Consider the following 14,430-nt stretch of genomic DNA (forward strand, 5'->3'; position numbering starts at 1 on the left):
GGGCCTGGCGGGGGGCGGCGGCCTGTTCGTGGTGGCGGGCCCGGGGGGCGGGCCCCCGGGACGGATACCGGCGCGCTGACGCGTGTGGCCCCTGTCGCGGTACGCGACAGGGGCCACACGAGAGAGGGCCGAACGCCCCGCTAGGACTCCTCGTCCTCCAGCATCGCCGTCTGCATCTGCGTCTGCTTGCGGCGCGTCACCCGCGTACCCCGGCCCGGCGGCAGGTTGCGGCCCTTGATGCTGCCCATGATGAAGCCCTCCGAGGGCGGGCACGACAGCAGCAGCGTCGGCGTGTTGACCTCCTGCATCCGCCGCAGCATCGGCTCGCCCAGGCCCCGGCCCGCCCCGGCGGCGGAGCGGGAGACGATCATGTGCAGGCCGACCTCGTAACCGAGGGCGAGGTGGTTCAGCAGCGGGTCGAAGGGGGCGTTCATCGCGCTGGTGCCCAGCATGTCGTAGTCGTCCACGAGGATGAACAGCCGCGGGCCGTCCCACCAGTCGCACGTGCGCATCCGGGCCGGTGTGATCTCCGGGCCCGGTACGCGGGCCGCGACCGCCCGGGCCGCGCCCGAAATCAGCTCCTTGAGCGCGTCCATCGACACCGCGTGGCCGAGGCGGTACTCGTCCGGGATCGCCTCCACCAGCGTGCGGCGGTAGTCCACGACCATGATCCGCGCCTCGGCCGGGGAGTAGCGGTCCATGATGGCCTTGGCCGCCAGCCGCAGCATGTTGGTCTTGCCGCTCTCCGTGTCGCCGACCACGATCATGTGCGGGGTCTCGGAGAAGTCGTGCCACACCGTGGAGAGACGCTCCTCCTCCAGGCCGATGGGCATCTTGAAGTCGCCCTTCGGAGCGGGGAGTTCGGACGCCTTGAGCTTGGTCGGCAGCATCCGTACCGGCGGGGCCGGCGGGCCCTGCCAGCTCTCCCGGATCGCCGCCACCAGACCCGCCACGCCCTCGGACAGGTCGTCCGCCGACTCCACCCCGTCGATCCGCGGGAGCGCGGTGAGGTAGTGCAGCTTGGCGTCGCGCGTCAGGCCGCGGCCCGGCAGCCGGGGCACGGTCGCGGCCCGCCGCATGTCGATCTCGGAGTCCATGGGGTCGCCCATCCGCAGCTCCAGGTGGGTCGCGGCCTGGTCCCGGATGGACGAGGTCAGCTCCACCCAGCGGGCGGTGGTGACGATCAGGTGGATGCCGTAGTTGAGGCCGCGGGCGGCGATCGCGCCGAAGGTCTGGATGTACCGGTCGAAGTCCTGGCGCACCGTCGACCAGCCGTCGATCACCAGGAACACGTCGCCGTGCCGGTGTTCGGGGAACTCCCCGGCGGCCAGGCGGCGGCGGAAGCTCGCCATGGAGTCGATGCCGTTGTCCAGGAAGAACCGCTCGCGCTCCGCCAGCAGCGTGGTGACCTCGGAGATCGTGCGGCCGACCCGCTCGGTGTCCAGGCGTGCGGCGACCCCGCTGACGTGCGGCAGGTCGGCCAGCCCCGCGAGCGTGCCACCGCCGAAGTCGAGGCAGTAGAACTGCACTTCGCGGGGGGTGTGGGTGAGCGCCAGCGCGGTGATGATCGTGCGCACCATCGTGCTCTTGCCGCTCTGCGGGCCGCCCGCGATGGCGACGTGCCCGCCCGCGCCGGAGAGGTCGAGGGTCAGCAGGTCACGGAGCTGGTCGAAGGGGCGGTCGATGATGCCGATGGGGATGGTGAGCCGGCCCCGGTTCGCCGAGCCGACGGTCGTCAGCCCGAGCCCCGGGTCCGGGGTGAGCGGCGGCAGCACCTGGTCGAGGGTGGCGGGCAGGTCCAGCGGCGGCAGCCACACCTGGTGGGCCGGCGGCCCGGCGGTCAGCAGCCGCTCCACGGCCACGGACAGCAAGGTGTCGCCGGTCTCCTCCTGCTCGGCGGCGGGCTCGGGCTCCGGGGTGTCCGGAAGCTGGCGCGGCACGACGTAACTGTTGGTCCACGGGACGGTCTGGCTGGCCACCCGCGCCTGGTTGGCGCTGCCCCGTCGCTGCTGGTACGGGCCCGAGACGTACGCGGCGCGGAAGCGGGTCAACGCCTCCACGCCCGACTTCAGGAAGCCGCTGCCGGGCTGCGAGGGCAGCTGGTACGCGTCCGGGACGCCGAGGACGCCGCGGCTCTCCATCGCGGAGAACGTGCGCAGACCGATCCGGTACGACAGGTGGCTCTCCAACTGGTGCATCCGGCCTTCGTCCAGGCGCTGCGAGGCGAGCAGCAGATGCACTCCGAGGGACCGGCCGAGACGGCCGATCATCACGAACAGCTCCATGAACTCCCGGTGCGCGGCGAGCAGTTCGCTGAACTCGTCGACGACGACGAAGAGGCTGGGCAGCGGTTCCAGCGGGACGCCGGAGGCGCGGGCCTTCTCGTAGTCCAGTGCCGAGGTGTAGTTGCCCGCCGACCGCAGCAGCTCCTGGCGGCGCATCATCTCGCCGTGCAGGGCGTCCTGCATACGGGAGACGAGCGCGGCCTCACCGGCGAGGTTGGTGATGACGGCGGACGTGTGCGGGAGTTCGTCCAGGCCCAGGAAGGTGGCACCACCCTTGAAGTCCACGAGGACGAAGTTGAGCGTCTCCGAGGAGTTCGTCAGGGCGAGCGAGAGGACGAGGGTGCGCAGCAGCTCGCTCTTGCCGGAGCCGGTGGCGCCGATCAGCATGCCGTGCGGTCCGGTACCGCCCTGGGCGGACTCCTTGATGTCGAGCTCGACCGGCTCGCCGTCCGCGCCGACCGCGATCGGCACCTTCAGCCGGGAGGAACCGGTGTGCTGCTGCCACAGCGTCTCCGGGTCGTGGCGGTACAGGTCGGGAATGCCGAGCAGCGTGGTCAGTTCCGTGTTCGCGGAGAGCGGTTCGGACGAGTCCGACGCCGTGCCCAGGCCCATGCGGTACGGGGCGAGCCGCCGCGCGAGGGACACGGCGCCCGTCAGCCCCAAGGTGTCGGGCCTGCCGAGCCGGGTGGTCTGCTCCTTGCGCTCGCGGTCGGTGCGCACCAGCCCGAGGTCGTCCTCGGAGACCTCGAAGCGCAGCGTGATCCGGCCGGGCCGCCAGGTGAGCGCGCCGCTCAGGTCCAGTACGACGGTGTTGCGGAAGCCGGGGCCGTCCAGGCGGTGGCCGGCCGGGACGGTGGCCCCGTCCACCACGATCACGGTGAACGGCTCCTCGCGCCCGGGCAGGGCGTCCGGGTCGAACTGCGGCCGCTCCATGAATTCGGCGCCGAGCAGGTCCTCCAGCTCGCCCATCGCGGAGACGGTCATCCGGGTCGGGCCCGCCCCGTCCGTGTCGTGCGGGTGGAGGCTGTGCGGGAGCCACTTGGCCCACTCCCAGTCCGCGCGCCGCTCGTCGGAGACGCAGAACGCGATCCACACGTCGTCCGGCGAGTGGAAGGTGGCCAGCTGGGCGACCAGGGCCCGGGCCACGGACCGTATCCGCTCCTCGTCGCCCCGGAACAGCACCCGGGCCCAGGCCCGCAGGTAGATCGCGATGGGCTGGTCCGGCACCGTCGAGTAGGCGCGGATGAAGCTGCGCAGCGCGTGCGCGCTGAGCGGCTCCAGGTCCTCGACGGGGTTGGTGGAGTTCGGCGTGAGCTTCAGGCCCAGCTTCTGCTCGCCGACCGCGATCCGGACCTCGCCGAAGTCCTCGTCCTTCGGCCGGCGTTCCCACAGCCGGGTGGTGCCCGCCATCGACCACAGGGCGGTGGGCTCGGGGTGACGCCAGGCCAGGGCCAGTTGCTGGTCCACGACGGCGCCGCGCACCTTGCGCCGGATCTGGGTGAGGTAGCGCAGGTAGTCCCGGCGCTCGCCCTTCAGTTTCTGCTTGCGTTCGGCGGCCTTGCGCATGAACTGGCCGATGAACATGGCGGCGGCGCCGAGCACCATCATGCCCAGGGCGAGGTAGATGAACCCGCCGGTGCCCCGGGTCATACCGGGTCGCATGAACATGAACATCATGGAGACCGACATCATCGCCATGGGGAGGTACGTCCACACGGCGGAGGTGTCGGGCACCGTCTCGGGGAGGACCGGCGGTTCCTGGAGATTCAGCTCCCCGTCGGGCATCTCCGGGCCCCGGCGTCGGGCCGGGCGGCGGAACAGGACCACACTCAAGGAGCCGTCTCCTTACGGGGCAAGGGGGAGAGCGGGCGGAACGACGTCGACGTCGTCGCCGGGGCGCCGCGCGTCGTCGTCGGTGCCGGGTCAGGACACCGGACAAGGCCTCGCTGTCGCACGACAATACGCCGCGCGCCGGTCCACGACGAGCGCCCGCCCGCGAACCCGCGGGGTGTGACCGGCCCCGCCGTGTCGCCCTGTCACAGTCCTGCAACAGCACGGCGTCGCCGCGTCTCCATCCCGCCACGTCACCACGCCACGATGTTCACACGTCCGCCACACGGCAGGGTCGCCGGCACGTCTCCGTGCGTGCCCCGTCACCATCCGTAGCGCCTGAACTCCTGCGCCACGACTCGGAGTCGGCTTCCGCGCCCCGCCACCCCGTGCGGCCGGCGGTCACCTCTCCCGCTGTGCCACGGGCCACATCGTCCACAGGAGGTCGCTGATATTACGATCGTCGCGCCGACCGCCAACGACCGGCCCTGTCCTGAGGCTCAGGAACGCGACCGGAGAAGTCTGATGTCCGGCGGTGCGTCAGCCCGCGTTCCCCTGCCCGTACTCAGCAGTAACCCGGAGAAGCGTGAGCCATCGCGATGACTGACACTCAGGTGGCCGATCTGTGCCGTCTGACGGTACGAGCCCCTGCCAAGAGCATCGATCTCGCCGTCCCCGCCGACGTCCCCGTGGCGGACCTGCTGCCGGCGGTGCTCGGCTACGCCGGCGACAACCTCGAAGAAGCCGGTATCGACCACGGCGGCTGGGTGCTCCAGCGGCTCGGCGGCGCACCACTGGACGAGGAACGCACCCTCGACTCCTACGGCCTGCGCGACGGCGACACCCTCTACCTCAGACCGCGCGCCGCAGCCCTGCCCGAGGTGCACCTCGACGACCTCGTCGACGGCATCTCCACCACGATGCGGGACCACCCCTACGGCTGGACCCCGACGATCAGCCGGTGGGTGCTGCTCGGCGTCGCGGTCGCGGTCCTCGTCGGCGGCATGGTGGTGATCGCGTGGCCCGGCGGCTCCGGGCTGCCCCGGGCCGCGTTCGCCACCGCGACCGGCCTGCTGCTGCTCGCGGGCGCGGGCGCGGCGAGCCGGGCGGTCGGGGACGCCGGCGCCGGCGCCGCGCTGGGCTTCATGGTGGCGCCGTACCTGGCGCTCGCCGGCTGGCTGCTGCCGGGCGGTGAGATCAGCGGGCCGCACGCGTACGAGACCCTGGGCGCGCGGCTGCTCGCCGCCAGCGCCGCGGCGGCGGGCGGGGCGGTGCTCGCGCTCGCCATCGTGGCCGCGTTCGCCGCGCTCTTCCTGGGCGTCGCCGTCATCTCGGTGTTCGGTGCGCTCGCCGCCGTCCTGCTCATCACGACGGACCTGGCGCCCGTGCACGCCGCCGGGATCATCGCCGTCCTGGCGGTCGTCCTGGGCGCCTTCGTCCCCTCGCTGGCGTTCCGGATGTCCGGGATGCGGATGCCGCCTCTGCCGACCAACGCACAGCAGTTGCAGGAGGGCATCGAGCCGCACGCCACCTCCGTGGTCTCGGCCCGCGCCATCCTCGCCGACGGCTGGATGACCTCGCTGTACGGGGCGGTGGGCTTCGTCGCCGCCGGGTGCATCGCGGTACTGGGCCGGGAACGCGAACTCGCCGAGGTCATCACGACCGTGGCGCTGTCCCTGCTGCTCATCCTGCACGCGCGGGGACTGGGCAACATCTGGCAGCGCATGTCGCTGATCGTCCCGGGGGTGGCGGGGCTGCTCCTGCTGGTGCTGGTCGCCGCCCCGGCCGCCTCACCGGGCTACCGGCTGGTGACGGCCGCGGGCCTGCTCGCGGCCACGGCGGCGGTCGCGATCGCCGCCTGGACCGTCCCCGGGCGCCGGCTCGTGCCGTACTGGGGCCGCGCGGGGGAGCTGCTGCACTCGGCACTGGCGATCAGCATGCTGCCGCTCGCGCTCTGGGTGCTCGGCGTGTACAGCGCCCTGCGGTCCATCAACGGCTGACCGGAAGGGAGACACGCTGCCATGCAGTCCAAACGCGATCAGGTCCAGGCGCACATGTTCGTCATGGGCCGGCTGACCTCGGGCATGCTGCGCGCGGATCCGGACGCCCCGGAGAGCCCCCAGGGCCGGACCAACCGGGGTGTGGTGATCGGCATCGTGATCGCCGTCCTGCTGTCGGCCGGTTCCTTCGTCCTCGGTCTGCTCAAGCCCGGCGCCAAGGACTCCTGGCGGACGGCCGGGACCCTCGTCGTGAACAAGGACACCGGCTCCCGCTACCTCTACCTGGACGGGCGGCTGCGCCCGGTGCGCAACTACGCCTCGGCACGGCTGCTCGCGGGCGCCGACATGAAGGCGAAGTCGGTCGGCTCCGGCTCCCTGCGCGGTACGCCGCACGGGGCGCCCATCGGCATCAGCGGCGCGCCGGACGCGCTGCCCGGGAGCGGGGACCTGGACACGGGTCCCTGGCAGGTCTGTTCGGGCAGCGAGACAGGCTCGACCGGCACCGTCGTCGCGGTGGGCGCGCCGGCCGACGCCTCCGGGCTGCCCACCGACCAGGGGATGCTGGTGACGGGCCCGGACAAGGCCGGATACCTGGTGTGGCGGGGCAGCAAGCTCCGGCTCGACAAGGACAGCCGCGCCCGCGAGGCCCTCGGCTACGGCTCCACCCCGCTCCTCCCCGTCTCGGCGCCCTTCCTGAACGCCCTGCCCTCGGGGCCCGACCTGCGCTCGCCCGACGTGCCGGGCAAGGGGCAGGACGGGCCGTCGCTGGGCGGCCGGGCCGCCCGGATCGGCGAGGTGTTCCGGGTCACCGTGCCCGGCTCCGCGGAGCGCTACTACCTGCTGCGCAAGGAGGGCCTGGCCCCGCTGACGGCGACCGGTGCCGCGCTGGTGCTCGGCGATCCGGAGACCCGCGAGAAGGTGTACGGAGGCGGCGCGGCGAAGGTGACCGCCCTGGGCGCGGACGTGCTGAGCAGCCACCTGGCCCCGGGCGCGGGCGAGACGGCCGAGGACCCGGACCTGCCGTCGGCGCCGCCGGAGGCGGTGGCCCTCGGCGAGGGCCACACCGTCTGCGTACGGGTCGCGGCGGGCGAGCGCGGCCCGCGGATCAGCGTGGCCCAGACCGTGCTGGGCTCCCTGGGCCCGGCCGCCCAGGCGCCGCCCGAGGGGCTCACCCCGGCCTGTATGCCGGTCGGCACGGTCGCCGTGCGGCCGGGCGGCGGGTCCCTGGTGCGCGCGCTCGGGGCGAGCGGGAGCAAGGTCGGCACCACCGTCTACCTGGTGACGGACACCGGGATGAAGTACCGGGTGGGGACGGCCGACGCGCTCGCCGCGCTCGGCTACTCGCAGGACCAGGCGCGCGGACTGCCGGCACCGCTGCTGGCGATGCTGCCGACGGGCCCGGACCTGACGAAGGAAGCCGCCGCCCTGGGCCGGACCGTGAACACGACCCCGCGTTGTGGCGGACGTGACGAGGACTCCGCGCCGCGATCGGAGAAGAAAGCAGAAGAGAAGACGTCGCAGGCTGCCCGCGAGGGAACGCGGAACGTCGTGGCCGCGGGCGATCCATCGGCACGGTGACGCCGTGAGACCACGTCGTGGCGGGAGGTGACGTGAAAAAGGTGTGACACCAAGGGAAAGCGAGCGTGTCATCGCAAGGGGACGTGACGACCGAGCGTCCCGGAGCGCCGAAAATACGGGAGTGTGGCTGACGGCCAGTTGAATCTCCGCCACGAAAGCGCCTGAAGCACCAGGTCGGAGCCGAAAAGGTGACTCAGGCCATTGAACCGTCAACTCCCCCTTCTCTAGGCTCCGTTTGTCCAATCCTTCCGGGCGTCGGCCTCCGGCCGCGTCCGGCACCGCACCGCGCCGCCCGGACCCGAGGGCCGGCGGCGCGACACACCAGGAGGCACAGGCATATGGCAGGTGCAGGCGCAAGGCAGCAGTCACTGGCATCGGCGACACAGAACGGTGTCACAGCTCTGGACTCGGCCTTCAACGGCGTCCAGAACTGCCGTCAGGACGTGGAGAACATGAAGCACAACCTGTCCTCCGGGTACGCCGGTAGCGACGGTGGCGCGTTCCAGAACCTGCTCGACCGGTGGGACCAGCAGGCGGAGATCATCTCCAAGAACCTCCGCGACATGATCACGACGCTGGAGGAGACCATGCGCGCCCAGGGCATCCAGCAGGCCCAGTCGAACGAGGCCATCCAGCAGCAGTCCAACCGCGCCGACGAGATCTTCAACTCGCTGGCGGGCTCCACCGCCGGTCGCTGACGACCGGACCGGGCCCGGGAGCCCTGATCGGCACCCGGGTGCGGAACGAACGAACCTTCTCCCCGAACCCGCCGCGAGACGAGGACCCCCATGACCCCCCCTCTGGACTTCACCGACGGTCAGATCTACGTCGACTACTCCCACATGCAGAACGCCGCCGACGACATGGTCCAGCAGACCAAGGCGATCGACAGCATCCTCACCAACCTGGAGGCGGAGCTCCAGGAGCTCAAGAAGTCCTGGGAAGGTGAGGACAAGGAGGTGTACGCCGAGAAGCAGGCGGCCTGGGACAACGCGGTCGAGGAGATGAAGCGGATCCTCGCCGAGAACTCCTCCCTGCTGACGGACGTCTCCGACAGCTACCAGTACAGCGAGAAGTCGCTGACGTCGCTGTGGCAGTCCGTGCGCGTCGGTAGCTGACCGCAGGCGACACACCCGTTGTTTTTCCTCGGGCGGCCGTCCGCGTGTGCCTCACGCGAACGGCCGCCCGCTGTCGTGAGGGTGGCGCGTCGCCGCCCGCGTTGCACCCCGCGTTCCGCGCCGCCCGGCTCGTGGATCGCCCCGAAGCCGGCGAAAACCCATGGAAGCAGGAGAAGTAGGCAATGGCTGACAACGGCCCCACGCTCAATCTCAACAAGGCCTGGCTGCAGGACTTCCTCACCGACGACGTCGGCGGGTTCCTCACCGCGCTCAAGAAGATGAGGGAGGACGGGACGGACGTACCGGCGATCCCCAATCTGCAGGGCGGGGAGGACGGCGCGAACAAGGCGATGGGCTTCAAGGACGGGCAGAAGACGCCGCTCGCGATCGGGACGATGGCGCTCGACAAGGAGGGCCGGACCAACGGCGGTTACCTGATCAAGTCACTGAACACGCTGGTGGATCAGGTCGACGAGATCCTCAAGCTCCAGGTCGAGCTCTTCGAGGAGATCGAGGACAACCTGGAGGACACCATCGAGGAGATCTTCACGACGCAGGAGGACAACCTCGGGAAGATCGACGGGAAGAAGATAGTCAACTTCTTCGAGGGCGTGGACGACGTGCTCTCCGAGAGCGGCGGCGGCTCGAAGAGCAAGGACGAGGACGAGGACGAGGACTGAGCAGGTGCGGCCGTCGGACCACCCGCGCGGCCGCCGTTCCTCCGCGGCCGTGTAACGCCATACCCCCTGGCCCCGCCGTTCTCCCCCATCCGCCCTGACCGAAAAGGCATCCTGGCATGGCGCTCGACGATACCAAGATCACCGACAAACTCACCAGCAACGACAAGTGGGCCGAGGCGGTCGGCTTCTTCACCGGGTACAAGGCGCCGCCCAGGGCCGACATCTTCAACACCCTGGTCGGTAACGAGGGTATTCCGCTGATGAAGGTGGAGATCTCCGACGTGGGCTATGTCGACTATGTCGACACCGAGGACCTGAACTGGCTGTACGAGAACGCCGGTTCCGAGATCAGCAACACGGACTTCGTCATCCCCTTCTACTACTCGAAGAGCGGTGCCGAGGGCTCCGATGTGACGATGCACAAGGCGCGCATCACCCTGCTCGGCAACAAGGGCGACGGCAGGCTCCCGACCCAGGGGTACTTCGAGGGCGGGAAGTTCTCCAGCAGCATCGACGGTCACCTGGGGATGGACGGCAAGCCCACCTGGGACACCGCGCCGCTCACCCAGTACGCCTTCGGTACCGGGCTGGCCCTGGAGAAGCTGCGCAACGACGAGAAACAGGGGACCTACGGCTTCAGCTGGAGCGGCAAGGACGTGGCGGACGGCGATTCCGTCACCCTCGCCAACTTCGACACGGTGGCCGGCGCCTTCGACCGGGTCGCCAAGTTCTTCGCCACTCAGCAGGGGGTGGTGGAGGAGTGGCAGAGCAGGCTGGGCAAGGAGAAGGACAAGGCGTGGCGGGGCACGGCAGCGGGCGTTTTCTGGGATCTCATCCACAAGATCAACAAGCAGTACACGGACTATGCGGAGGACATGAGTTCGGGTAGGTCCGGCTATTCGAAGCAGGGGGACGAGATACGGCAGGCGAAAAAGGACTTCAGGGAGGCGGTGGTCGATCTCCACCAAGCGTGGATGAAGTGGGAGTGGGAGTACGGAAACCCGCTGATCGTGCTGCACAAGCTGCTGTCCGAGGTGATGAAGTATGTGTGGGACAACAATATAACGAAGATCACTTATGAGATCGAGGGGGCTGGACAGTACTACTACACGAACTACATCGCGGAGGAGCATTTCAAAAACCAGGCCGCCATCGACAAGATCTCGGGCGACAACGCGAAGGATCTGCACGCCGATGCCCAGTCGTTCGGCGACCTGAAGGATCTGGGTACCTGGCTGAATATCGGTAACAAGGCCGTGGAGATGTGGCGGCAGACCGTCGTCGACAATCTCGACGCGGCCGCCATCTCGGCCATGGAAAAGGTGAAGAACAGCTGGAGCAACAGCAACTTCGACCTGGGCTCCGTGAAGTCCCGGGGCACCAGCGGCACCCTCGCGTCGGATTACAAGGAGGACAAGGCCGAAGTCGAGGAGGAGGAGGCGAAGAAGAAGGAGGACGACGCCAAGAAGGCCGCGGAGGACGCCGCGAAGAAGCAGGAGGAGTTCATCCAGTGGCAGAAGGACCAGGCGGCCAAGGCGGAGGCCGAGCGGCAGAAGGAGAAGGAAGAGCAGGAGCGTAAGGAGAAGGAGGCCAAGGCCGAGCAGGAGCGGAAGGAGAAGGAGGCCGAGGCCAAGCAGGCGGAGAAGGAGAAGGAGGCCGAGGCCAAGGAGGCGGCGGCCAAGGCCGAGGCGGAGCAGAAGGAGAAGGAGGCCGAGGCCAAGCAGGCGCAGAAGGAGAAGGAGGCCGAGGAGAAGCAGGCCGAACAGGAGGCCAAGCAGGAGGCCAAGGAGGCCGAGGCCAAGAAGGAGCAGGAGCAGAAGGAGGCGGAAGCCAAGGCTGAGCAGGAAGCCAAGGAGAAGGAGGCGCAGCAGAAGCAGGCCGAACAAGAGGCCAAGCAGGAGCAGAAGCAGGCCGAGCAGGAACAGAAGCAGGAGGAGATCCGCAAGGAGCAGGAGCAGAAGCAGGCCGAGCAGGAGAAGAAGCAGGCCGAGGCTCAGACCCGTGCCGAGAACATGCAGGTCATGCAGATGAACCAGGCCAGGGTTCAGCAAGACCAGGCCAAGAAGGAGCAGGAGCAGAAGGAGGCGCAGGCCAGGGCCGAGCAGGAGGCCAAGGAGAAGGAGGCGCAGCAGAAGCAGGCCGAACAGGAGGCCAAGCAGGAGCAGAAGCAGGCCGAGCAGGAGGCCGAGCAGGCGCAGAAGGAGGCGGAGGCCAAGGCCGAGCAGGAGGCCAAGGAGAAGGAGGCCCAGCAGAAGCAGGCCGAGCAGGAGGCCAAGCAGGACCGCATCCGTACCGAGTCGGAGGACCGCCAGGAGCAGCTGCAGGCGGAGCAGGAGCAGAAGCAGGCGGAGCAGGAGGCCAAGCAGGAGCAGAAGGAGAAGGAGGCCGAGGCCAAGCAGGCGGAGCAGGAGGCCAAGGCCGAGCAGAAGCAGGCGGAGCAGGAGGCCAAGCAGGAGCAGAAGGAGAAGGAGGCCGAGGCCAAGCAGGAGCAGCTGCAGGCGGAGCAGGAGAAGAAGCAGGCCGAGCAGGAGGCCAAGCAGGAGGAGATCCGCAAGGAGCAGGAGGCCAAGGAGGCGGAGTACCGCTCGGAGCAGGAGCAGCGGCAGAACGAGGCCGAGGCCAAGCAGGACGAACTCCGGCAGGAGCAGGAGAAGAAGCAGGCCGAGGCGGAGGCCAAGTTCGACACCAGCCGTCGCGACCTCTTCGGCAACGGCAACGGCAACGGCGACCTGCCCGACCTGTCCGATCTGCAGTCCAACCGCGTCTCCGGCCCCGTCAACGACAGCGTCCTGGACGTCCCCGGCGGCGGCGAGTCGCGCATCGACTCCCATGGCCGGGTGATCACCGACCTGCCCGACGGCTCCACCGTCACGATCGACCCGGAGACCCACTCCTCGATCCTGTCCCGCCCCGACGGCTCGACCATCTCCGGTCCGCTCAACGCCGGTGACTTGCTGTCCAACCCCGATGGCAGCACCACGCACCTGGACGACGGCGGAAATGTCGTCACGGAGTACCCGGACGGCACCACCCAGAAGATCAACCCGGACACGGGTACCACCACGATCACGCGCCCGGACGGCTCGTCCGTCTCCGGCTACCTCGACGACAACAGCCCGTCCTCCCTCGGCTCCGGCCACCTCAACAACGGCTCGCTCCCCACGCCTCCGTCGTACGACGTCCCCTCCTACGACTTCCCCTCCTACGAGGAGGAGTTGTTCGACGAGAACCCCTACGAATCGCCCCTGGCCGGCAGCGGGACGTCCGCCGAGACGAACACTCCGAGCCACAACCGCCCGTTCCTGAACAGCGGCCCGTTCCCCGGTCTCCCCGGAGAGGGGGGTGCCGGTATGGCCGGTGCGGGTGCGGGTGCCGGTATGGGCGGCGCGGGCGCGGGCATGGCCGGCGCGGGCGCCGGCATGGGCGGCCCGGGCGCCGGAATGGGCGGCATGGGCGGCGGAATGGGCGGCATGGGCGGCGGTATGGGCGGTGGCATGGGCGGTGGCATGGGCGGTATGGGTGGCGCGGGCGGAGGCCAGTCGGACTCCGGCGAGCGCGTCCGTAACGTCATCGACGGCAACGTGGTCAACAACCGTCGCCCGCGGCCCGGCGCCGGCGCTCCCGCCAGGAACGGCCGGTACGCGGACGACGAGGTGCGCGTGGCGGCCGGCGGTCCCACCGCGGGCGGTACGCCGTTCCTCCCGCCGATGGCCGGTGGCGGCGGTGGCGGCGCGCCCGGCCAGCAGCCCCGGACGCAGAGCGGCGACCGCGCCCGCGAATCGTGGGTGCCGGAGGACGACGACGTATGGGGTACGGACGAGGGCGGCGCGCCCGCGGTGATCGGACGATGACCGGCACGGCGGCGACCGGATGACGGCCGGTACGGGGGCGGTACTCGAACCGCCCCCGTGCCGGGCGCACATGGAAGAGTTCGCATGACGCACACGTGTACGGCAGAATCCCGTACGAGCAGGTGGAGAGGGAACCGTTGAGCGAGTCGATGGAGAACAAGCTGTCCCAGGCCATGGCCGAGCTGGAGGCCGTGCAGGAGGCCGTGGCGCGCGCCGAGGACGAACTCAGCCAGGCATCGGCCACGATCCGCTCACGGGACCGCGCGGTGGAGGTCACCGTGGGCGCGCAGGGCGAGCTGACGGGTCTGAAGTTCCCGGACAACAAGTACCAGAACATGACGGGCACTCAACTCGCCGCGTCGGTCATGGAAGCGGTGCAGGAGGGGCGTGAGCAGATGGCCCGTAGAGTGATGGACGTCTTCGCGCCGTTGACGCAGGCGAGCGGCGGACCGACGGGTATCCGCGGTGTGGACATCGACTGGGACCGGGCCTTCGGGTCGGCACTCGGTGGCCCGGACGGCGGGGACAGGCGGTCGAGGTCGCGTCTGCACGACGAGATTCACGAGGACTGACTTTCCGCAGCGACTGACTTTTCCTTTCCACGGAGCGATCAAGGGAGGTAATCCATGGGCAAGTTCATAGCGGATCCCGGCCGTGTGCGGCAGGGCGGTGAGATGATGGCGGATCTGCCCGACCGGGCGAACAAGATCCGTGACGACTTCGTCTCCGACATGCAGACCTACCGGCCCTGGGCGGGTTACAACGACGACTTCGCCCTCCAGGTCCGGCCGAAGTACGACGCGAACAACAACGCGTGCCTCGAATTTCTCGACTCTGTGGGTCTCGTGTTCTCGTCGCTCCGGCAGGCGGTCCTGAACAACGCGCGGGAGATCGAGGGCGTGCAGTCCTACGCCAATGAGGAGATCGCGAAGCAGCAGTCGCGCCTCGAAGGACCGGGCGGGGATTCCACCGGGGGCGGCAGGCACTAAGTGGAGGAGATCGACTTTCCACCGGACGTCCGGACGATGCTCTGGATCCTGCTGGGCGAAATGCCTTTGCAGGCCAGGGAGAATCTGGCGTGGGAAAGT

The 14,430-nt window shown here is 69.6% G+C and carries 9 protein-coding genes; 8 read left to right on the top strand and 1 reads right to left on the bottom strand.

Annotation, left to right across the window (positions count from 1 at the left end):
• Positions 1-140 precede the first annotated feature (140 nt).
• Entirely contained in the window at positions 141-4,112 is a 3,972-nt protein-coding gene (locus tag IF99_RS0123750; protein WP_037827448.1) for a type VII secretion protein EccC, read from the bottom strand.
• A gap of 602 nt (positions 4,113-4,714) precedes the next feature.
• Here IF99_RS0123750 and eccD point away from each other — a divergent pair.
• From eccD to IF99_RS0123790, 8 genes are all read left to right on the top strand, one after another.
• Positions 4,715-6,115, top strand: a complete 1,401-nt coding sequence (eccD, locus tag IF99_RS0123755; protein ID WP_030999094.1) for a type VII secretion integral membrane protein EccD — start codon at positions 4,715-4,717, stop codon at positions 6,113-6,115.
• Positions 6,116-6,136: 21 nt separating this feature from the next.
• Complete coding sequence (gene eccB / locus IF99_RS0123760; protein ID WP_051703649.1) at positions 6,137-7,693, top strand: type VII secretion protein EccB; 1,557 nt, start codon at positions 6,137-6,139, stop codon at positions 7,691-7,693.
• A gap of 338 nt (positions 7,694-8,031) precedes the next feature.
• The gene (locus IF99_RS0123765) at positions 8,032-8,391 is read left to right on the top strand and encodes a WXG100 family type VII secretion target (RefSeq protein WP_030999098.1); all 360 of its coding nucleotides are present in this window, start codon (positions 8,032-8,034) and stop codon (positions 8,389-8,391) included.
• Between the two features lie 90 nt (positions 8,392-8,481).
• Positions 8,482-8,811 (top strand): WXG100 family type VII secretion target, encoded by a 330-nt coding sequence (locus IF99_RS0123770; RefSeq protein ID WP_030999099.1) that lies wholly within the window; start codon positions 8,482-8,484, stop codon positions 8,809-8,811.
• A gap of 182 nt (positions 8,812-8,993) precedes the next feature.
• The gene (locus tag IF99_RS0123775; RefSeq protein WP_030999101.1) at positions 8,994-9,491 is read left to right on the top strand and encodes a type VII secretion system-associated protein; all 498 of its coding nucleotides are present in this window, start codon (positions 8,994-8,996) and stop codon (positions 9,489-9,491) included.
• 116 nt (positions 9,492-9,607) lie between these two features.
• Positions 9,608-13,342, top strand: coding sequence for an AAWKG family protein (locus IF99_RS35505; RefSeq protein WP_030999103.1), 3,735 nt, complete (start codon positions 9,608-9,610; stop codon positions 13,340-13,342).
• 149 nt (positions 13,343-13,491) lie between these two features.
• Positions 13,492-13,914 carry a YbaB/EbfC family nucleoid-associated protein gene (locus tag IF99_RS0123785; RefSeq protein WP_030999105.1) on the top strand — a complete coding sequence of 141 codons (423 nt, stop codon included), beginning with the start codon at positions 13,492-13,494 and terminating at the stop codon, positions 13,912-13,914.
• A gap of 54 nt (positions 13,915-13,968) precedes the next feature.
• Positions 13,969-14,331 (top strand): hypothetical protein, encoded by a 363-nt coding sequence (locus IF99_RS0123790; protein ID WP_030999107.1) that lies wholly within the window; start codon positions 13,969-13,971, stop codon positions 14,329-14,331.
• The last annotated feature ends 99 nt before the right edge of the window (positions 14,332-14,430 follow it).

The sequence above is a fragment of the Streptomyces sp. NRRL F-5630 genome, assembly GCF_000719475.1.
In the GTDB taxonomy this organism is placed as follows: domain Bacteria; phylum Actinomycetota; class Actinomycetes; order Streptomycetales; family Streptomycetaceae; genus Streptomyces.